General features: G+C 57.2%; 15 protein-coding genes and 1 pseudogene. 9 read left to right on the top strand and 7 right to left on the bottom strand.

Annotation, left to right across the window (positions count from 1 at the left end; all coding sequences use genetic code 11):
* Positions 1-77: 77 nt before the first annotated feature.
* Positions 78-3194 carry a multidrug efflux RND transporter permease AcrD gene (gene acrD, locus ACVWZ0_RS16345; protein WP_253459429.1) on the bottom strand — a complete coding sequence of 1039 codons (3117 nt, stop codon included), beginning with the start codon at positions 3192-3194 and terminating at the stop codon, positions 78-80.
* A 180-nt stretch (positions 3195-3374) separates the two neighbouring features.
* Entirely contained in the window at positions 3375-4889 is a 1515-nt protein-coding gene (locus tag ACVWZ0_RS16340; protein ID WP_253459431.1) for a type IV pili methyl-accepting chemotaxis transducer N-terminal domain-containing protein, read from the bottom strand.
* A 395-nt stretch (positions 4890-5284) separates the two neighbouring features.
* Here ACVWZ0_RS16340 and ACVWZ0_RS16335 point away from each other — a divergent pair, with 395 nt between their 5' ends.
* The 4 genes from ACVWZ0_RS16335 to ACVWZ0_RS16320 all read left to right on the top strand — a co-directional run bounded on the left by ACVWZ0_RS16335 (position 5285) and on the right by ACVWZ0_RS16320 (position 9702).
* Positions 5285-5557 carry a YdgH/BhsA/McbA-like domain containing protein gene (locus tag ACVWZ0_RS16335; protein ID WP_125289577.1) on the top strand — a complete coding sequence of 91 codons (273 nt, stop codon included), beginning with the start codon at positions 5285-5287 and terminating at the stop codon, positions 5555-5557.
* Positions 5558-5868: 311 nt separating this feature from the next.
* Positions 5869-7338 (top strand): L-asparagine permease, encoded by a 1470-nt coding sequence (gene ansP / locus ACVWZ0_RS16330; protein WP_253459433.1) that lies wholly within the window; start codon positions 5869-5871, stop codon positions 7336-7338.
* A 116-nt stretch (positions 7339-7454) separates the two neighbouring features.
* Positions 7455-8036: a GDP-mannose pyrophosphatase NudK gene (nudK, locus tag ACVWZ0_RS16325; RefSeq protein ID WP_253459435.1), complete on the top strand. Its 582-nt coding sequence runs from the start codon at positions 7455-7457 to the stop codon at positions 8034-8036.
* A gap of 580 nt (positions 8037-8616) precedes the next feature.
* Positions 8617-9702, top strand: coding sequence for a DUF1176 domain-containing protein (locus ACVWZ0_RS16320; RefSeq protein WP_253459437.1), 1086 nt, complete (start codon positions 8617-8619; stop codon positions 9700-9702).
* Positions 9703-9802: 100 nt separating this feature from the next.
* On the opposite strand, the gene hiuH is transcribed toward ACVWZ0_RS16320, so the two are convergent.
* A complete protein-coding gene (gene hiuH / locus ACVWZ0_RS16315) occupies positions 9803-10213 on the bottom strand; it encodes a hydroxyisourate hydrolase (protein ID WP_253461251.1) in 411 nt (136 codons plus the stop codon).
* 134 nt (positions 10214-10347) lie between these two features.
* Between hiuH and hprR the strand changes: the two genes are divergently transcribed.
* On the top strand, positions 10348-11028 hold the full coding sequence (gene hprR / locus ACVWZ0_RS16310; protein ID WP_253459439.1) for a response regulator transcription factor HprR: 681 nt from the start codon (positions 10348-10350) through the stop codon (positions 11026-11028).
* Positions 11021-12400, top strand: coding sequence for a heavy metal sensor histidine kinase (locus ACVWZ0_RS16305; RefSeq protein WP_253459441.1), 1380 nt, complete (start codon positions 11021-11023; stop codon positions 12398-12400). Before hprR ends, ACVWZ0_RS16305 begins: the two co-directional genes overlap by 8 nt.
* Here ACVWZ0_RS16305 and tkt read toward each other — a convergent pair.
* The 4 genes and pseudogenes from tkt to amiA form a co-directional block, all read right to left on the bottom strand.
* Positions 12397-14398, bottom strand: a pseudogene (gene tkt / locus ACVWZ0_RS16300) (transketolase). The gene ACVWZ0_RS16305 and the pseudogene tkt sit on opposite strands and share 4 nt — an antisense overlap.
* Positions 14399-14491: 93 nt before the next feature.
* Positions 14492-15442 (bottom strand): transaldolase, encoded by a 951-nt coding sequence (gene tal, locus ACVWZ0_RS16295; protein WP_253459445.1) that lies wholly within the window; start codon positions 15440-15442, stop codon positions 14492-14494.
* 359 nt (positions 15443-15801) lie between these two features.
* Positions 15802-16710 carry an oxygen-dependent coproporphyrinogen oxidase gene (hemF, locus tag ACVWZ0_RS16290; RefSeq protein ID WP_253459447.1) on the bottom strand — a complete coding sequence of 303 codons (909 nt, stop codon included), beginning with the start codon at positions 16708-16710 and terminating at the stop codon, positions 15802-15804.
* A 48-nt stretch (positions 16711-16758) separates the two neighbouring features.
* Positions 16759-17619 (bottom strand): N-acetylmuramoyl-L-alanine amidase AmiA, encoded by an 861-nt coding sequence (gene amiA, locus ACVWZ0_RS16285; protein ID WP_253459449.1) that lies wholly within the window; start codon positions 17617-17619, stop codon positions 16759-16761.
* A gap of 276 nt (positions 17620-17895) precedes the next feature.
* On the opposite strand from amiA, the gene ACVWZ0_RS16280 reads away from it, so the two are divergent.
* The 3 genes from ACVWZ0_RS16280 to ACVWZ0_RS16270 all read left to right on the top strand — a co-directional run bounded on the left by ACVWZ0_RS16280 (position 17896) and on the right by ACVWZ0_RS16270 (position 19499).
* Positions 17896-18321, top strand: coding sequence for a GNAT family acetyltransferase (locus ACVWZ0_RS16280; RefSeq protein ID WP_125289591.1), 426 nt, complete (start codon positions 17896-17898; stop codon positions 18319-18321).
* Between the two features lie 19 nt (positions 18322-18340).
* A complete protein-coding gene (locus tag ACVWZ0_RS16275; RefSeq protein WP_253461253.1) occupies positions 18341-18793 on the top strand; it encodes a DUF2919 domain-containing protein in 453 nt (150 codons plus the stop codon).
* A gap of 94 nt (positions 18794-18887) precedes the next feature.
* On the top strand, positions 18888-19499 hold the full coding sequence (locus tag ACVWZ0_RS16270; RefSeq protein WP_253459451.1) for an RpoE-regulated lipoprotein: 612 nt from the start codon (positions 18888-18890) through the stop codon (positions 19497-19499).
* Positions 19500-19641 lie beyond the last annotated feature (142 nt).

Below are 19641 nucleotides of genomic sequence, written 5' to 3'. Positions count from 1 at the left end.
ATCCGGCAGCACGCCGGCAAGCTTTACCTTCAGTAACCGAATTTAAAAAAGGCAGCCTTCAGGCTGCCTTTGCTCTTTTATGCGATCGGCCTCTCTTTTAACGGAAAGCGTCGGCGCACCAGCACAAAGAAAATCGGCACAAAGAACAGCGCCAGCACGGTGGCGGCGATCATCCCGCCCATCACGCCCGTGCCTACCGCGTGCTGGCTGCTGGAGCCTGCGCCGTTGCCGACAGTCATCGGCAGCACGCCAAAAATAAAGGCCAGCGACGTCATCAGAATAGGGCGCAGGCGTTGACGCGAGGCTTCCAGCGTCGCCTCCAGCAAATCGCATCCGTTACTGTTCATCTCGTTAGCAAACTCCACGATAAGAATGGCGTTTTTCGCCGACAGCCCGATCACCGTCAGCAGCCCTACCTGGAAATAGACGTCGTTTTCCAGCCCGCGCAGCCAGGTCGCCGCCAGCGCGCCCACCACGCCCAGCGGGACGACCAGCATCACGGAGAAAGGCACCGACCAGCTTTCATAAAGCGCCGCCAGGCAGAGAAAAACCACCAGCAGAGAAATGGCATAGAGCGCGGGCGCCTGCGAGCCGCTCATCCGCTCCTGAAACGACGCGCCGGTCCACTGCACGCCAAAACCGGTCGGCAGCTTGCTGACCAGCTGCTCCATGCTGTCCATCGCGGTGCCGGTGCTGACGCCCTGAGCGGATTCGCCAACGATCTCTACCGATGAATAGCCGTTATAGCGCTCCAGACGCGGCGAGCCGGTTTCCCAGCGGGTGCTGGCGAAAGCGGAAAAGGGCACCATGCCGCCGCTGCTGTTGCGCACGTACCATTTATTGATATCGTCCGGCAGCATGCGGAAAGGCGCGGCCGCCTGCACGTAGACTTTTTTTACGCGTCCGCGATCGAGAAAGTCATTTACATAGGTCGAGCCCCAGCCGGTGGTGAGCGTGTCGTTGATATCGTCCACCGACACGCCCAGCGCCTGCGCCTTGTGCTGATCGATATCGATCCGCAGCTGCGGCGTATCGTCCAGGCCGTTATGACGCACGCGAGCCAGTGACGGATCGCTCTCCGCCATCGCCAGCAGCCGATCGCGCGCCTGCATCAGCGCGTCGTGGCCCAGACCGGCATGATCCTGCAATTCCATATCGAAGCCGGCCGAGTTGCCCATGCCGGTGATTGCGGGCGGGCTGCTGGCGATCACGCGGCCCTCGCGGATTGATTTAAAAGCCACGGTTGCGCGTTCAATAATGGCAAACGAGCTGTTGTCCTTGCCCGGCCGATCCCGCCAGTCTTTCAGCCGGACAAACATGCGCGCCACGTTCTGTCCGTTGCCGCCTGGCCCGGCGCCGATAGTTGAAAACACCGACAGCACGTTATCCTTTTCCCGGGTCAGGTAATATTGCTCAACTCTATTCACCACTTTATTCGTCTGTTGCAGCGTGGAGCCTGGCGGTAGCTGCACCTGAGTGGTAAAGACGCCGCGATCTTCCAGCGGCAGAAAAGAGGTCGGCAGATGCAGGAACAGCAGCGCCATGCCGGCGATAAGCAGCACATAAAGCAGCAGCCAGCGTCCCGCTTTCGCTACGATGCGCCCTACGCCGCGCTTATAGCGGTCTGCGTTACGGTTAAAGGTGCGGTTAAACCAGCCGAAGAATCCTCGCCGTTCATGATGCGCGCCCGGCGTCAGTGGTTTTAACAGCGTGGCGCAGAGGGCGGGCGTCAGCACCATCGCCACCAGCACGGAAAGCACCATAGCGGAAACGATAGTGATGGAAAACTGCCGGTAAATGGCGCCGGTGGTGCCGCCAAAAAAGGCCATCGGCACGAAAACGGCGGAGAGCACCAGCGCTATCCCCACCAGCGCGCCCTGAATTTGCCCCATTGACTTTCGCGTGGCCTCGCGCGGCGAGAGGCCTTCCTCACTCATTATTCGCTCGACGTTTTCCACCACCACAATCGCGTCGTCCACCAGCAGGCCGATCGCCAACACCATCGCAAACATCGTCAGCGTGTTAATACTGAATCCGCAGGCAGAGAGAATGGCAAAAGTGCCAAGCAGTACCACCGGCACGGCAATGGTGGGAATAAGCGTGGCGCGAAAATTCTGCAAAAACAGGTACATCACCACGAACACCAGTACGATGGCCTCCAGCAGCGTTTTCACCACGTCTTCAATAGAGGCGACCACGAAAGGCGTGGTTTCATAAGCGATTTCCGCCTTAAGGCCGGGCGGGAAATAGTGGGAAAGTTCTTCAATGCGCGCTCTGACCAGCTTGTCCGTTTGCAGCTCGTTCGCGCCCGAAGCCAGCTTTACGCCCAGACCCGAAGCGGCCTGGCCGTTGTACTGGCTCAGATAGTCATATTTTTCCGCGCCCAATGCCACCTGCGCCACGTCGCCCAGCCGCACCTCCGAACCATCCTGGTTAACGCGCAGCGTAATCTGACGAAACTGCTCGGGCGTGGTCAGTAACGACTGAGAGTTAATAGTAGCGTTGAGCGCCTGGCGTTCTACGGAAGGCAGGCCGCCCAGCTGGCCCACGGCAACCTGGCTGTTTTGCGATTCGATGGCGCTGACGATATCGGAGGTGGTCAGCGCATAGTTGATCAATTTGTCAGGATCGAGCCAGATGCGCATGGCGTATTGCGAGCCGTAGGCGTCTACCTGGCCCACGCCGTCGATGCGGCTCAGCGGATCCTGCACGTTGCTGGCGACGTAATCCGCAATGTCCTGTTTGTCCATGCTGCCGTCGGTAGAGACGAAGGCCACCATCAGAATATTGGTGTCACCGGTTTTGGTTACCGTCACCCCCTGAGACTGCACGGCCTGAGGCAGCTTGCGCAGCGCGGTTTGCAGCTGGTTTTGCACCTGCTGGCGCGCCTCGTCGGGATTGGTGCCCGCAACAAAAGTCAGCGTAATCGTCGCCTGGCCGGTATTGCTGCTTTGCGAAGACATGTACATCAGGTTATCGATGCCGGTCATATTCTGCTCGATCACCTGAGTAACCGTATTTTCCAGCGTCTGCGCGGAAGCGCCGGGATAGTTAGCGGTAATACGGACGTTAGGCGGCGCCAGCGCCGGATATTGCTCTACGGGCAGCGAAAAAATAGCCAGAGTACCGGTCAGACACAGCAAAATTGCTATCACCCACGCAAATATGGGGCGATCGATAAAAAAATTCGCCATCAGCGGCTCCAGGCTAGCGTCGGGAAAGGTTACGACCGGGCGACGCCGTGCAGAATGCATCGCTGCCCGTAACAAAGCGTTTAAGCAGAGCGTTTCACTTTACCCGGCGTCCCTGGCGGAATCGTGGAGAAAATGAGGATAAAATGTAAATTATCATGCAAAATTTCAGCGCCGTGCGCCTTAGCTTTTGTCCGGTATAAAACGGAGGAGCACCCGCGTGCCGCCTTGCGCTTGCGGGGTAATTTCCAGCTGCGCGTTCAGACTTTTTGCGCGCTCCTGCATTATAGCCAAACCGTAGTGGCCGGGTTTGGCATCGGCCAGACAAAATCCCTGGCCGTTATCGCTGACCTCAATATGCAGCAAATCGGCGGCCGACTGCGTAACGCGTACCGCAATGTCGCTGGCGCGCGCGTGGCGGAGAGCGTTGAGCAGCGCTTCCCGGACGATTTGTAAAACGTGTACCTGCTGTTGCGCATTCAAACGCTGCTGCCGCGCCTCGCTGATAAGCTTAATATCCGCTTCCGTTTGCCGGTTAAGCTGCGCGACGACCTGTTCCAGCGCGGTAGTGAGATCGGCTGGCTCCACCGACAGGCGAAAAGTGGTCAGCAGTTCGCGCAGCTGGCGATTGGCTTCGGCCAGCGCCACGTCGATTTCGCCGACGATAGCTGCCGGCGGCGTCTCTTTGTCGACCACGCGCTTCAGCCGTGCCAGCTGAATGCGCAGGTAAACCAGCGACTGCGCCAGGGAATCGTGTAGCTCTCTGGCGATAGTGGCGCGCTCTTCCATCAGCAGCAAATGGCGGCCTTTTTCTTCAGCGTCGTCCAGCTGTAACGAGCGGCCCAGCATCGTCGCCAGCCCCTGCATCAGCGAGGGTTCGCTGTCACTTGCCTGCCAGCGCAGCACCCCGCCTTGCGTCTGCTCCAGCGGCAGGCTGTGCCAGGCGAGACGTTTATCCTCTTCGCCAGCGGTCAGCTGCCAGCGAGGCGCCACGTCCAGAGCGATAATCGGCAGATTTTCATGCTCTTTCGCCAGCTCAAGCACCTGCGCATAGGCCTTATCGTGTCCGCGCAGCATCTCGGAGCAGCGATAAAGCAGTTTCAGGCGGCGATTCGCCTGGCGCAGATCGCCGGTTCGCTCTTTGACCGCCTGTTCAAGCCACAGATACTGTTTTTCTAAATCGCCCGACATGCGGGCAAAGGCTTTCGCCAGCAGGGCAATGGCAATAAAGCCCAGCAGGCAGGCGCCTGCCACCAGTTTCATTTTCAGCTCCGCCCAGCGCTGCAGGGCAAGCACAAATCGATCTATCTGCGCGACATAGTGCGAGACATGCTGCCGGAAGCGCTGACCATCGTCCCTGGTCAGCTCGGGCTGTAGCTTTTGCCAGGCCGTCAGCATTTCGTGATAGCGCGCTTTAACATTGTTTGGCACCCAGGCATGCTGTAGCGAAAGCAGCACCGGCGCCTGAAGCGACTGCTGATAGCTGAGGATATCGCTGTCCAGCGAGGGCGAGCGGGTTGCGGCATCCAGCGCCAGGCGGTAGCTCTGCATGCGCAGCGAACCGGCCATATTGAGCGCCTCGGCATCGCGCAGGCTGGCTGAAAGCGTCAGCAGCGCCAGAAAAGAACAGCACACGGCCAGCAGCACGATAGCGAACAGCGCGCGAGCCAGGCTGCGGGTAACGGAACGTTTTAACATGCAATGCTCCCGTAAAGGGCGTTAACGCCGCGGATAGCGTCATCGGCCAGCGTCAGCCAGATAAGGCCTGTCGCAGTATAAGCTTTTCCTCGCGCGGTGCAGCGCATGAACGCCAGCGCTTTGCGAAAGATCAAAAGTGTGCGGTTGCGCACTTGAAGCCAGACGCGGCGGCGGGTAGAGTTAAAAAGTCGTCATAAAATTACGCTGCGCATTAATATAAAGTTACATCATGCAGAAAAAGTAACTTTTATTGACGCTTCTTGGGATAAATGTTTGTCACGCCCACATTCCTTTAACGCTTTTACCGCGCGCTTACCCTGCTTTGCACCTCATCCGTCATAGTTAACGCCGTATCCCGAATCATGCTATCCGCTAATCCGGATAAGGAGCTAACTATGAATAAACTGCCTGCAACGATTGCCGCTGCCATTCTGGCCGCCACCTCATTTTCAACGCTGGCCGCCACCCAGGTCAGCACTGAACAGAGTCAAAACCTGCAACAAATGGGCACGGTTTCCGTGACCGGCGTGACCGGCTCGCTGGATGACGCCACCGCGCAGCTGGCGCAAAAAGCCGAAGAAATGGGTGCCAGCCACTATCGCGTGATCCGTGCCGACACCCCCGGCGACTCCAGCCTGTGGAGCGGCAACGCCGAGATTTACCGCTAGAACCTGTCCTGTCCCATGTAGCCTTTCCCTGTTGGAGAACCGACCGTCTTAAGCGGTCGGTTTTTTTTTGCCTCCTCTGATGGAAGTCACAAAACCTCACGATTTCGCCTACAGATTTTTTGCGTCGGCTTTACAGAACGGTTAGGATGCATCGCCGTGATTTTCCCGCTTCCGTCAACACAATAACTACAGGAAGAGGGGAAAACGCCCGAACGCCTGCGGGCAACGCAATCGTTTGGTTAGCGCAACAGAAATCAGGTCGCCCGGGAATGGTAGCCGTATCACTGTGGACAGGATAATTAGGAAAGAAAATGAAAGCTGATAAAAAAGCGGTAGCAGACAAGCGCGCCGCAAGAAGACGTTGGTTAAATTCTCATGATTCCGGCTATCACAAAGCGATGGACAATCGCCATGTGCAGATGATTGCTATCGGCGGGGCTATTGGTACCGGCCTGTTCCTGGGTGCGGGCGCGCGATTGCAAATTGCCGGTCCGGCGCTGGCTATCGTCTACCTGGTATGCGGCATCTTCTCTTTCTTTATACTCCGCGCGTTGGGCGAGCTGGTTTTACATCGTCCTTCCAGCGGCAGCTTCGTTTCTTACGCACGTGAATTCCTGGGCGAAAAAGCCTCGTACGTTGCAGGCTGGATGTACTTTGTTAACTGGGCGATGACCGGGATCGTGGATATCACCGCCGTAGCGCTTTATATGCACTACTGGGGCGCGTTTGGTGATGTGCCGCAGTGGGTATTCGCGCTGGGCGCGCTGGCTATCGTCGGTACCATGAACATGATCGGCGTAAAATGGTTTGCCGAAATGGAGTTCTGGTTTGCGCTGGTGAAGGTGCTGGCTATCGCGCTTTTCCTGATTGTGGGCGTGGTGTTTCTTGGCAGCGGCAAGCCGCTGGACGGCAACGCCACCGGCTTCCACTTGATTACCGATAACGGCGGCTTCTTCCCGCACGGTTTGCTGCCTGCGCTGGTGCTGGTGCAGGGCGTCGTTTTCGCCTTCGCCTCTATCGAGCTGGTTGGCACGGCGGCGGGAGAGTGTAAAGATCCGAAGACCATGCTGCCGAAAGCGATCAACAGCGTGATCTGGCGTATCGGCCTGTTCTATGTCGGCTCCGTGGTGTTGCTGGTGCTGCTGCTGCCGTGGAACGCCTATCAGGCGGGTCAAAGCCCGTTTGTTACCTTCTTCTCGAAGCTGGGCGTGCCCTATATCGGCAGCATCATGAATATCGTGGTGCTCAGCGCGGCGCTCTCCAGCCTGAACTCTGGCCTCTATTCTACCGGCCGTATTCTGCGCTCGATGTCTATGGGCGGATCGGCACCAAAGTTCCTCTCTAAAATGAGCGGTCAACAGGTGCCTTATATGGGCATCCTGGTCACCATAGCCGTCTATATCGTGGGCGTCTGGCTGAACTATATCGTGCCTTCGCGCGTGTTCGAAATCGTACTGAATATCGCTTCCTTAGGGATTATCTCTTCCTGGGCCTTTATCGTGGTTTGCCAGATGCGTCTGCGTAAGGCGATTAAAGAAGGCCGCGCGGAAGACGTCAGCTTTAAGCTGCCGTGGGCGCCGTTTACGTCCTGGCTGACGCTGCTGTTCCTGGCCAGCGTGCTGGTGCTGATGGCGTTTGACTACCCGAACGGCACCTACACTATCGCCGCCGTGCCGCTGATCGCCGTCGTGCTGGTGCTGGGCTGGTTCGGCGTGCGTAAACGCGCTAACCAAATCGCGCAGACCGAGCACGATCACGTGGCGGAAGAGACGTCGCGCTGAAGCTGAAGCAGCAGTAAAAGGCGGCCCCGGTGGCCGCCTTTTTTATGTCCGCTGATAGTTTTCCCCCAGGGCAGGCCTTATGATGGCTCACTTCCGCTAAAGGCAACGGAGCCTGTATGTCAGTCAAAGTCGAAGTGATCAAAGATAAAATCCTGTCGGAAAATTGGTTCCTGCTGCGCAACTTCACCTATGACCTTACGACGAAAAATGGGGAAACCCTGCGTCATAAGCGCGAAGTTTACGATCGCGGCGACGGCGCCACCATCCTGCTTTACAACCGTGAAAAAAACAGCGTGGTCCTGACCCGTCAGTTTCGTATCGCCACCTGGCTGAACGGCAACGACAGCGGCCTGCTGATCGAAACCTGCGCCGGCTTGCTGGACGATGATTCGCCGGAAGTCTGTATCCGTAAGGAAGCGGTTGAGGAAACCGGCTATGAAGTGGGAGAAGTGGTCAAGCTTTACGATCTGTATATGTCGCCAGGAGGCGTAACCGAACGGCTGCATTTTTTTGCCGCAGAGTATAACGACTCGCTGCGGGCCACGGCAGGCGGCGGCGTTGACGATGAAGATATTGACGTGATGGAGCTGAGCTTTCCCGATGCCTGGAGCAGGGTGAAAACAGGGCAGATTAAAGATGCTAAAACGGTGATGCTGCTCCAGTATGCGCTGATTGAAGGTTGGTTAACGCTGGGTTAAAAATGACGGACTGATGATTAACAGCTGGTCTTAATAAGATAAGAGCGTCCGGGTCAATAAATAAAATAATCCGCAAATATTAACCTTAGTTTTTGCGGGTTAACTTCAGTTAATTATTTATTTAATATCTTCGCAGACGATGGCATAAATATAAGCTAAACAGGGAGGAGAATAAACTTTTTGCATGTGCCTCTGAGCAGGCTATTCAGGCTGGCATCAGAACTATCTGCTTATATGATGAAATTTCAGGCTTAACAATCTTATTCGGACAGCTTGCAGCCGCCGCACAGGCTTTGCCGCGCCGGGTGCAAAAGGTGATGAAGCTCACACTATTACCGCAGTTTTAATCCTTTCTAAACAAAAAAACTTTATTTTCATCTGATAATAAGCGATTTTTTGACGGTCCTGCGGCGCTTTTTTCCTTGTCCGATTTATCTGATTGAGCCGCCTGCACATAAAGTTCAATATAATTAAAGCGGGTAATTATTCTTTTAATGCGCTGCGGCTGATTTAATTGTGCCGAGCGGTAACCGCTACGCTATGCTTACTGCTTAACTGTCATTCGGGGATACGGGTATCGATGCATTATTGGATAAAGTTACCTTTGGCGCTGCTGTTTTTTGCCGCCGGACTGCATGCCGAACCCCTGCAAAAAACCTTTTCTGACTGGCAGATAACCTGTAATAACCAGAACTACTGCGTGGCCCGGAGCGTGCCGGGCGTCAACGGGCTGGTGATGACCATCAGCCGTCATGCCGGCGTTAACGATCGGCCCTTTCTGCGTATTGATTACGGCAGTCGCTATACCGGCAAGCTGAGCGGCGCGCCTTTGCAGGACAATCTGCTGCTGGACGGCCAGCGGCTGAAGCCCGATTTAAAACATTGGGAGGTTCAGCCGCATCACCTTTCTACCGGCCATGCTATCTCCATCAATGAGTTTCTGTCGCTGGTGATGGACGCTGATAATCTACAACTGCTTTATCGGCCGCGCGCCACTATCTCGCTGCACGGCCTGAAAGCGGCGCTGCTGCTGATGGATGATATCCAGGGGCGGGTCAACGGCATGAGCGCCTGGATTAAAAAGGGTGAACGTCCGGCAATGGACGTGCCGCCACCGCCCGATTTCCCCGAAGCTCCCCGTCTGCAACCGGTGCCGCCCGCCCTGACGCGTGAAGAAACTACCGGCCTGCTGGATTACGGCACCTGGCGCGTCAATACCGATCGCTGCTCGTTGGATCCTCAGCGTCGCCAGGTCAGCGTCGCGCCGCTGAACGATAAAAAAGCCCTGTTGCTGGTCAGCTGTGAAATGGGTGCCTATAACGTTATCGATCTTGCTTTCGAGGTCACCCGCAGCCAGCCCTATATGGCCAGAGGATTGACCCTGACGCTGCCTTTTACGCCGCCGCGTCATGGAGAAAAAAAGCTGGAGCTGATCAATGCCGATTATGATGCCAGCCGCGGCGAGCTGCTGACGTTTGGCAAAGGAAGAGGCCTTGGCGACTGCGGTACGGCTACCCGCTGGCAGTATGACGGGCGCGAGTTTGTGCTGACAGAATATGCGGAAGAGGGAACCTGCGATGCCTGGCACGGCAGCGACGACTGGCCGACGCTCTGGACCAGCAAAAGGGATATGCCGCCTGCGCCAGAGCAGGCGTCTACGGAGTGAAAAGGCTTCATTGAGTATGCTTTCCTGAACGGCGTAGAAAAGCGCAAAGCTTTTACCTGATTCACGGCGCCCCAGCCCGGTGAGGCGCCCGTTTACGCGATCAGCTGCCGCGATAGGTTGAGTAGCCGTACTGGCTAAGCAGCAGCGGCACATGATAATGCTCGGCCGTGTTGCTGATATGAAACTCTACCGGGATCTCCGGGAAGAAGCTCTCCTGCTTTTGCTCGCTAAAATAGCGTCCGGTTTTAAATACGACGCGGTAATCGCCGGTGGCTGCAGGCTGCGCAGGCCAGAACTGTTTAATACGTCCATCCTTATCGGTGCTGGCCTTGTTAAGGAATTTCCAGCCCGCGTCCTGTTTCTGCTCCAGCGTAACTTCCACATTCGATGCCGGTTTGCCAGTTTGCTGGTTCAGCACGTGTACGCTTAAAAGATTCTGCTCTGCGGCCATCGCGGAGGCAGAAGCGGTAAGGGCCAGCGCCAGCGCTGCCGCGTTGAAATACTGTTTCATCATCACTTCTCCTGTTTGAATATGCCTCTTTATAACGTAGAACAAAGGGAAACAACCTGACGCGAGCATGACAAAAATGTCAGATTGGCTGAAGTTCGGGGACAAAATTTCCGCCTCGTGGCAGACTTGTGCTTATGAAACTATTGCTGATTGAAGATAACCAGAAAGCCAGCGACTGGCTTTGTCAGGGCCTGCGCGAAGCCGGATTTGTGGTGGACAGCGTCACCGACGGCCGCGACGGACTGCACCTGGCCCTGAGCCAGAACTATGCGCTTATCGTGCTGGATATCATGCTGCCCGGCATGGACGGATGGCAGGTATTACGCTCGCTACGTACCGCCCGCGCCACGCCGGTAATTTGCCTGACGGCAAGAGATTCGGTAAACGATCGCGTTAAAGGGCTGGAGCTGGGCGCCAATGATTACCTGGTCAAACCTTTCTCTTTTGCCGAGCTGCTGGCCCGCATCAGAGCGCAGCTGCGCCAGAATCACCCTACACAAGCGGTGCTGACGGTTGGCGATCTGGTCATGGATTCGGTGCGGCAGACGGCCAGCCGGCAGGGCGAATCGGTCGCACTGACCCGTAGAGAATTCGCGCTGCTGTGGCTGCTTGCCAGCCGACGCGGAGAAATAGTGCCGAGAACGCTGATCGCCAGCGAGGTCTGGGGCATTAATTTTGACAGCGAAACGAACACGGTTGACGTAGCCATCCGCCGTTTGCGTCGCAAGATAGACGACCCCTACGAGCCGAAACTGATCGACACCGTGCGCGGGATGGGATACCGGCTGGCTGAGCCGGGAGAACCGCATGCGTAAGATCTCGCTGACGGCCCGACTCACGATCATTTTTGTGCTGATTATGGCGGCGGCCTGCGGCGGCATCACGCTGACGCTTTACGGCGCGTTACGCCACGAGCTGATCTGGCGTGACGATCGCACGCTGATTAATCGGGCGCTTCAGCTGCGCCAGCTGTTGCAGGATGGCGCGAAGCCGGAAATGCTGCCGCTTTATTTCAGCCGCATGGTGGACACGCAGCAGGATATCCTGCTGATCCGTCAGGCTGCGGGGCCGGACGTGACGATTAACCAGACGGGCATTGGGCTGGCGGCGCTGACCGCAGAAAACCAGCCGGGCGTGCTTCGCCGACAGCGCACCAAAGAAGGTGAAGAGCTAACCATTCTCAGTCTGCAAGGCGAATCGAACGGCGGCGCGGTGACGCTGACGGTAGCGCGGCTGGCGCGCGAAAGAGCCAAAATGCTGGAGCAGTATCGCCAGGAAAGCCTGCTGGTGTGCCTGGCTGCGCTGATGCTTGGGGCTATCCTGAGTCCTCTGCTGATCCGGCGGGGACTAAGAGCCATAGGCGCGCTCAGCAAAATCACCGCGGCCACACACGCCGACAGGCTTTCTGACAGCGTTCCGCTGAATACTTTGCCCCGCGAGCTGCTGCCGCTGGGCGAGGCGCTTAACGTGATGCGCAGCCGCCTGGCGCACGATTTTACCCGGCTGACCCGATTTGCCGACGATCTGGCGCATGAGCTCCGCACGCCGGTCAACGTGATGCTCAGCCAGAATCAGGTCGCGCTGGGGCAGGAGCGCACGCCGGAAGCGTACCAGCAGCTGCTGGAAGGAAATATCGAAGAGCTGGAGAATCTCTCTCGCCTGACCGACAACATTCTGTTCCTGGCCAGAGCCGATCACCACAACGTGGCGCTCAGAAAAGAGGTTTTTTCGCTGCCCGACACGCTGGAAAATATCACCGATTTTCTGGAGCCGCTGGCGGAAGAAAAAGGGCTACGTTTTGCGCTGGAGGCGGAAGGCGATATTCAGGCCGATAAAATGCTGTTTCAGCGGGCGCTGGTTAATCTGATTACCAATGCCGTTCGCCACGCGCCGGAAAACACGCTGGTTCGCATAAAAACCGAGGCGACAGGAGAAGCTGTCGATATAGCCGTGGGTAATAAGGGTGAGCCTTTGGCGGAGACGGAAAAATTATTTGAGCGCTTCTGGCGCGGAGACGAGGCGCGCAACAGCGTGGGATCGGGACTGGGTCTGGCGCTGGTTAAAGCTATTGCGGAACTGCACGGCGGCTACGCCTGGTATCAGCATCGCGAAGGGGAAAATCTGTTTGGTATCAGGCTGGGCGGTGAGACTCCTGCCCGCCAGGGGCGGGCAGGAGAACAGGCTTAGTGAGGCTTCAGCAGTTTTTCTGCATGGCTGACGATGTTTTCCACCGTGAAGCCAAACTCGTTAAACAGCTTCTCTGCCGGTGCGGACTCACCAAAGGTGGTCATCCCGACAATCGCGCCGTTCAGGCCGACATACTTATACCAGTAGTCTGCGATGCCCGCTTCCACCGCCACGCGAGCGGTAACGCCGGAAGGCAGCACCGATTCGCGATAGGCCAGATCCTGCTTATCAAACAGGTCGGTTGAAGGCATAGACACCACGCGAACTTTATGGCCGTTGGCGGTCAGTTTTGCTGCCGCGCCCAGCGTGATTTCCACTTCAGAACCGGTTGCGATCAGGATCACTTCCGGCGTGCCTTCGCTATCTTTCAGCACGTAGGCACCGCGAGAGATGTTTTCCAGCTGCTCTTTGGTACGCTCCGGCTGCGCCAGGTTCTGACGGGAAAGGATCAGCGCGGTCGGGCCGTGGTGGCGCTCAATCGCGTGTTTCCAGGCCACGGCGGTTTCTACCTGATCGCAAGGACGCCAGACGCTCATGTTTGGCGTAACGCGCAGGCTGGCGATCTGCTCAACCGGCTGGTGCGTCGGGCCATCTTCGCCCAGACCGATGGAGTCGTGTGTGTAGACCAGGATCTGACGCGCCTTCATCAGCGCCGCCATACGCACGGCGTTACGCGCATACTCGACGAACATCAGGAAGGTAGCGGTGTAAGGCACAAAGCCGCCGTGATGCGCGATGCCGTTAGCGATAGCGGTCATACCGAATTCGCGCACGCCGTAGTGGATATAGTTACCCGCCAGGTCGTCTTTAATCGATTTGGAACCGGACCAGATAGTCAGGTTGCTTGGCGCCAGGTCAGCGGAACCGCCCAGGAATTCCGGCAGCAGCTTGCCATAGGCTTCCAGCGAGTTCTGGGAAGCTTTACGGCTGGCGATTTTCGCCGGATTAGCCTGCAGCTCTTCGATAAACTTCTGCGTTTCCTGCTGCCAGTTTTCCGGCATGCCGCCATCCATACGACGAGCGTACTCTTTCGCCAGTTCCGGATAAGCCGCTTTATAAGCTGCGAACTTGTCGTTCCATGCTTTCTCATACTGCTGGCCCGCTTCTTTGGCATCCCACTGTGCGTAAATTTCCTGCGGGATTTCGAACGGCGGATAGTTCCAGCCCAGCTGTTTGCGGGTCAGTGCGATCTCTTCATCGCCCAGCGCCGCGCCCGTGCGCTTCTTCTTTACCGGCTTTGTTTGGCGAACCGTAGCCGATAATGGTACGGCAGATGATCAGAGAAGGCTTATCGGTCACGCTCTGCGCTTCTTTGATCGCTTTCGCTACCGCTTCGGCGTCGTGACCGTCTACTTCGCTGATCACATGCCAGTTGTAGGCTTCAAAACGCTTGGCGGTATCATCGCTGAACCAGCCTTCCACTTCGCCGTCGATCGAAATGCCGTTGTGATCGTAGAAACCGATCAGCTTGCCAAGGCCCAGCGTGCCGGCCAGCGAGCAAACTTCATGCGAGATACCTTCCATCAGGCAGCCGTCGCCCATAAACACATAGGTATGGTGATCGACGATCTCATGATCGGGACGGTTAAACTGCGCGGCCAGCGTGCGTTCGGCAATCGCCAGACCCACGGCGTTGGCCAGACCCTGACCCAGCGGGCCGGTAGTGGTTTCCACGCCTGGCGTGTAGCCGATTTCCGGGTGGCCCGGCGTTTTGGAATGCAGCTGGCGGAAGTTTTTCAGTTCTTCAATCGGCAGGTCATAGCCGCTCAGGTGCAGCAGGCTGTACAGCAGCATGGAGCCGTGACCGTTGGAAAGGATAAAACGGTCGCGATCGGCCCAGGCAGGGTTAGTCGGGTTGTGATGCAAAAAGTCGCGCCACAGCACTTCTGCAATATCTGCCATGCCCATTGGGGCGCCTGGGTGACCCGATTTGGCTTTTTGCACCGCATCCATACTCAGCGCACGGATTGCATTAGCCAACTCTCTACGTGAAGACATATTTTTCTCCCTGATATTTTTGGGGGGACGAACTGGGCAAATAAACGTCGGGCGACTTTCCCCGACGCGCGTCGGGGAGGCCCGTGAACGAAATTACAGCTTAGCGGCCAGCACGTCTTCCAGGTGCTGTTGGTCAACGGCAAACTGGCGGATACCTTCGGCCAGTTTTTCTACCGCCATAGGATCCTGATTGTGCTCCCAGCGGAACTCCGATTCAGAAAGCGGAGCAGGCTGGTGGAAAGCTTCAGTTGACGGCGTCAGCTTGCGCTCAACCGGCGCGTCGCTGGCCTGCAGCTCTTCCAGCAGGTTTGGTGAAATAGTCAGGCGATCGCAGCCCGCCAGCGCGATGATTTGTTCCGTTTTACGGAAGCTGGCTCCCATGATGATAGTGTTATAGCGGTGCTGCTTGTAGTACTCGTAGATTTTACGAACGGAAACCACGCCTGGATCTTCATCCACCACATAAGGGTCAAGCGGCTTGCGGGTGTTGTACCAGTCGTAGATACGGCCGACAAACGGCGAAATCAGGAACACGCCCGCTTCCGCACAGGCGCGCGCCTGGGCAAAGGAGAACAGCAGCGTCAGGTTACAGTTGATGCCGTTTTTCTCTAGCTCTTCCGCCGCGCGGATGCCTTCCCAGGTGGAAGCGAGCTTGATCAGAATACGTGAACGGTCGATACCGTTGTCTTCGTACATTCTCACCAGCTTCTCGGCTTTGGTCACGCACATGCCGCGGTCAAACGACAGGCGAGCGTCCACCTCGGTAGAAACGCGGCCAGGCACGCTTTTCAGGATTTCCATACCGAGGTTGACGTTGACTTTGTCGCTGGCGTTGATGATTTGCGTCTCTTTGCTGCCGCCCTGTTTTTTGGCGTAGTCGATAGCGTCGGTGATCAGGTGCTTGTAAGAGTCGAGGCTGGAGGCTTTCAGGATCAGAGATGGGTTGGTGGTGGCATCTTCAGGGTGATAATTACGAATAGATTCGATATCGCCACTGTCCGCCACCACGGTGGTGTATTGTTTCAGTGCGTCTAGCTGGTTCATCTCATGGCTCCTTGATGGGCAATCTGCAAAACTAATGATGACCGTGCCGGAACATCGGCTGTCGCCGGGCTACAAAGCCCAATAGCGAACGAACCGGGCCGCAATCCTGTGCATTTACGCAGGGCCGGCTTCCGACGCGGTGGATTATTCTCAGGCCAAACATTGCATCAGACGTCCTGTAATGGGAATGCGTTTTCTCTGATTGTTGCAATGGGTTAGCCCAATGGCTGGTAAAACGCGGTACCTGAAAGTGTAGCACTTCTTCAGGATTACGGCAGGCGGCAGCACTGGCTGCTACATTTTTGGGGAAGGCGAGGGGAAAAATAGCGAGCGGCGGCTTCCGGCTCGCTATATCAATGTTAAATCCAGGCTTTAACCGGCAGGAAATCGGTGTACAGCGCGGCTTCCGGCGTGCCCGGCTGCGGCTGGTAGTCGTATTCCCAGCGTACCAGCGGCGGCATCGACATCAGAATGGATTCGGTACGGCCGCCGGTCTGCAGACCAAACAGCGTGCCGCGATCCCACACCAGGTTGAACTCCACATAGCGGCCACGGCGGTAAAGCTGGAACTGGCGCTCGCGCTCGCCCCACGGCAGCGTTTTGCGCCGCGCCACTATCGGCAAATAAGCGTTGAGGAAGCCTTCGCCGACCGCCTGCATAAAGCGAAAACAGTGGTCAAAATCCGGCGTGTTCAAATCGTCAAAAAACAGGCCGCCGATGCCGCGCTGCTCGTTACGGTGTTTAATAAAGAAATAGTCGTCACACCACTTTTTGTAGCGTGGATAGACCTCTTCGCCAAAGGGCTGACAGAGATCGGCCGCGGTTTGATGCCAGTGCACCGCGTCTTCCGTAAAGCCATAGTAAGGCGTCATATCGAAACCGCCGCCGAACCACCATACCGGGTCGGCGCCCGGCTTTTCGGCAATAAAAAAGCGCACGTTGGCGTGGCTGGTGGGCACGTAAGGATTGGACGGATGGATCACCAGCGATACGCCCATCGCTTCAAAACTGCGGCCGGCCAGCTCCGGCCGGTGCGCGGTGGCGGAGGCGGGCATCTGGTCGCCGTGCACATGAGAAAAGTTAACGCCAGCCTGTTCAAACACCGCGCCGTTGCGCAGCACGCGGCTTCTGCCGCCGCCGCCGCCTTCGCGCGTCCAGCTGTCTTCCGCAAACTGCGCCTTGCCGTCAGCCTGCGCCAGCTGCTGACAGATTGTGTCCTGTAACCTGAGCAGAAACTGCTTTACCAGGGCGATATCGGGTGTATTCATGGTTTTGCCTGACTGTAAAATGACGCGCGAAGTATACGTCAAAATGCCCTAGCCGGGGCGGCGGTTGTTGGCATCGAACTCATTAAAATAGCTGATAACGCCATCCACTATAGCGCCGGCGATTTTCCGACGGAAAGCGGTGGTGCCCAGCAAGCGCTCTTCGGCGGGGTTGGTAATAAAAGAGGTTTCCACCAGCACCGAAGGGATAGAAGGCGATTTCAGCACGGCAAAAGCGGCCTGCTCGGGATGCTGACTGTGCAAATGGTGAATCGGCCGGATCTGGCTCAGCACGTGCTTGCCCAGCGTCAGGCTATTTTTAATCGTATCGGTCTGCACCAAATCAAACAGCACCTGCTGTAGATAGTGATCCTTTTGCGCTACCTTGACGCCGCCCACGGCATCGGCAGCGTTTTCGCGCTCGGACAGATAGCGGGCCATTCGGCTGCTGGCACCACGGTTAGAAAGGGCGAAAACCGAAGCGCCGTTGGCATCGGGGCTGGTAAAACCGTCGGCGTGTATCGACATAAAAAGATCGGCGCCGTGCTGGTGTGCAATTTCCACGCGCTCGCCCAGCGGGATAAAGCGATCGTTATCCCGCGTCAGTCGCGCCTCGATATGAGGATGATCGCTCAGCATCTGACGGATATGTCCGGCTATCTCCAGCACCACGTGTTTTTCTTCCGAACCTTCTTCACCTACCGCGCCAGAATCGATGCCGCCGTGGCCGGGATCGATCATCACAATCCTTTTACCCTTTGCTTTAGGCGGCGTGGCCCCGTGCGCGGATGCTGTTTTAAGCGGTGCTTCTTTTGCCCTGGCGGCACTGCCGCCCAGCAGCGCCAGCGCCAGGCCGGAAAGCAGCAGCTGACGGCGGGAAGTAAGCGGGGTCATCGGGCCAAACTTTTTCATTACAACATCCTCAGGGCGCAAAGTGCTTACTGTTATATCGTAACAATAAGACGACAGCGAGGCTGGAACTATTTCAACGTTTTACTTTTTATTTCAGGCCGCTAACGGCAGCGTAAATTCACTGCTCGTGCAGCCAGCTGGAAAAGCGATCGCGCGCTATCTGGGGATTATGTAGCCGCTTTCTGCCACTTTCAGGCAATTATCTCTTCGGAGGGTTGCGCCCGCGAAAGAAACCGCGATAATCAGCGAATTGTGGTTAACATCTGGGACAACGCTATGGAAATTCGCGTATTTAGCCAGGACGATTTTGAAGAAGTGATCACCCTGTGGGAACGCTGCGATCTGCTGCGCCCGTGGAACGATCCGGAAATGGATATTGAGCGCAAACTTAATCACGATCCCGACCTGTTTCTGGTGGCGGTGGTCGGTGGCGCCGTGGTCGGTACGCTGATGGGCGGTTATGATGGCCATCGCGGTTCAGCCTACTATCTGGGCGTGCATCCCGACTATCAGGGCCGTGGCTTCGCCAATGCGCTGATCAACCGGCTTGAAAAAAAGCTGATTGCGCGCGGCTGTCCGAAAATCAACGTGATGGTGCGGGAAGAGAACGACGCGGTGTTGGGTTTCTATGAAAAGCTGGACTACGAGACGCAGGACAGCATGTTACTTGGTAAGCGCCTGATTGAAGACCGCGAATATTAAGCCAGCCGACCGTTCCGCCATGTGCCTCTACACGCCCGACGACTACGATGCCAAAGGCCAGCTGAAGCTGCCGCTGGCCTTCTGGGGCGTGCTGCTGCTGCAGGCGCGCACCTGGCTACTGTTTATTATGGCCGGTGCCTCTCGCGATCAGGGCACGGCGCTGTTGGCGCTGTTCTATCCGGATACGCGCGCGTTCTGGACGGGCATTGCGCTGGGCGTGCCTGCGGCGGTAGGGCTGCTGCTGACCGGCTATCGCCAGCGTCTGCCGCGGCTCTGGCAGGCGTGGCGCTGGGTACTCTGCCTGTCGCTGGCCGTGATGCTCTGCGTGCAGTTCGCCAGCCTCTGGCTGGGCGAGGACACGCTGTCGCCGTGGATGATCCTGTTTACCGGTTTCGATCTGCTGGCGCTGGGCTGGTTTGCCTTCAGCGCGCGGCTGCGCGACTGTTTTGCGCCAGAGCAGCACCTCGAATAAACTTTTCTGCCGATCCGTACTCCAACCTTTCTTTGGGGCTGCCGTAAAAGGCGTTGTGCTATGGCAGCCGCCTCTCTTTTTGTCAGGAGTTTTCATGAAAACCGTTCGTCCTTTAGCCCTGGCCGCGGCCGTTATGCTGGCTGGCTGCGCCAGTTCCGGCGACGCCGCACCGGCCACTCACGGGGCCACCTGGTGGAACCCGCTGACCTATTCCTGGTCCAGCCTCTCGCCCTGGCACTGGTTCGGTTCTGCTACTGAGGTCAGCGAGCAGGGCGTTGGCGGCCTGAACGGCGCGACCGCGATGAACGAGCAGGCGGTTGGCGAAGCGCTGAACGACGACTATCAGATACGTAAAGGGATGCGCGGCGAAAACGGCAAGGTTATCACCTTCTTCCAGGCGCTCGACGGCAAAGAGGTGAAGCTGGAAATCACGGGCGAAACCAGCGTCAGCGAGGTGCGGGTGATGGATGACAGCATCCAGACTACCTCTGGTGTGAAGATCGGCACGCCTTTTAGCGACCTCTATAGCCGCGCTTTCGGTGCCTGTCAGAAGGCGGCTGGCGGCAAGGGAGTAGAGTGCCGCGCGCCGGACAGCCAGCATATCAGCTACGTCTTTACCGGCGAATGGCACGGGCCGGAAGGGCTGTTGCCGTCTGATGATACGCTGAAGAAATGGCAGGTAAGCCAGATCGTCTGGCGCCGCTGATTGGCCTGCGGCTGTGTGTCACAGGACAGATAGCCGCCGCTACCGTTATCCGAAACAGATCGGGATAGTCATTGCGCTTGCTGTCCCTTTCCCGATCGTTCCACGCGCGCAGCCAGCACACGCCGCCCGGCGTATCCGCGAC

The sequence above is a fragment of the Erwinia sp. TECH1 genome, assembly GCF_054057575.1.
This window is presented reverse-complemented; position numbering and strand designations above follow the sequence as displayed.

Excerpts from the sequence above, each read along its gene's own strand:
- acrD (WP_253459429.1), bottom strand. The coding sequence starts at position 3,194 with ATGGCGAATTTTTTTATCGATCGCCCCATATTTGCGTGGGTGATAGCA.
- ACVWZ0_RS16340 (WP_253459431.1), bottom strand. The coding sequence starts at position 4,889 with ATGTTAAAACGTTCCGTTACCCGCAGCCTGGCTCGCGCGCTGTTCGCT.
- ACVWZ0_RS16335 (WP_125289577.1), top strand. The coding sequence starts at position 5,285 with ATGAATAAACTGCCTGCAACGATTGCCGCTGCCATTCTGGCCGCCACC.
- ansP (WP_253459433.1), top strand. The coding sequence starts at position 5,869 with ATGAAAGCTGATAAAAAAGCGGTAGCAGACAAGCGCGCCGCAAGAAGA.
- nudK (WP_253459435.1), top strand. The coding sequence starts at position 7,455 with ATGTCAGTCAAAGTCGAAGTGATCAAAGATAAAATCCTGTCGGAAAAT.
- ACVWZ0_RS16320 (WP_253459437.1), top strand. The coding sequence starts at position 8,617 with ATGCATTATTGGATAAAGTTACCTTTGGCGCTGCTGTTTTTTGCCGCC.
- hiuH (WP_253461251.1), bottom strand. The coding sequence starts at position 10,213 with ATGAAACAGTATTTCAACGCGGCAGCGCTGGCGCTGGCCCTTACCGCT.
- hprR (WP_253459439.1), top strand. The coding sequence starts at position 10,348 with ATGAAACTATTGCTGATTGAAGATAACCAGAAAGCCAGCGACTGGCTT.
- ACVWZ0_RS16305 (WP_253459441.1), top strand. The coding sequence starts at position 11,021 with ATGCGTAAGATCTCGCTGACGGCCCGACTCACGATCATTTTTGTGCTG.
- tal (WP_253459445.1), bottom strand. The coding sequence starts at position 15,442 with ATGAACCAGCTAGACGCACTGAAACAATACACCACCGTGGTGGCGGAC.
- hemF (WP_253459447.1), bottom strand. The coding sequence starts at position 16,710 with ATGAATACACCCGATATCGCCCTGGTAAAGCAGTTTCTGCTCAGGTTA.
- amiA (WP_253459449.1), bottom strand. The coding sequence starts at position 17,619 with ATGAAAAAGTTTGGCCCGATGACCCCGCTTACTTCCCGCCGTCAGCTG.
- ACVWZ0_RS16280 (WP_125289591.1), top strand. The coding sequence starts at position 17,896 with ATGGAAATTCGCGTATTTAGCCAGGACGATTTTGAAGAAGTGATCACC.
- ACVWZ0_RS16275 (WP_253461253.1), top strand. The coding sequence starts at position 18,341 with ATGTGCCTCTACACGCCCGACGACTACGATGCCAAAGGCCAGCTGAAG.
- ACVWZ0_RS16270 (WP_253459451.1), top strand. The coding sequence starts at position 18,888 with ATGAAAACCGTTCGTCCTTTAGCCCTGGCCGCGGCCGTTATGCTGGCT.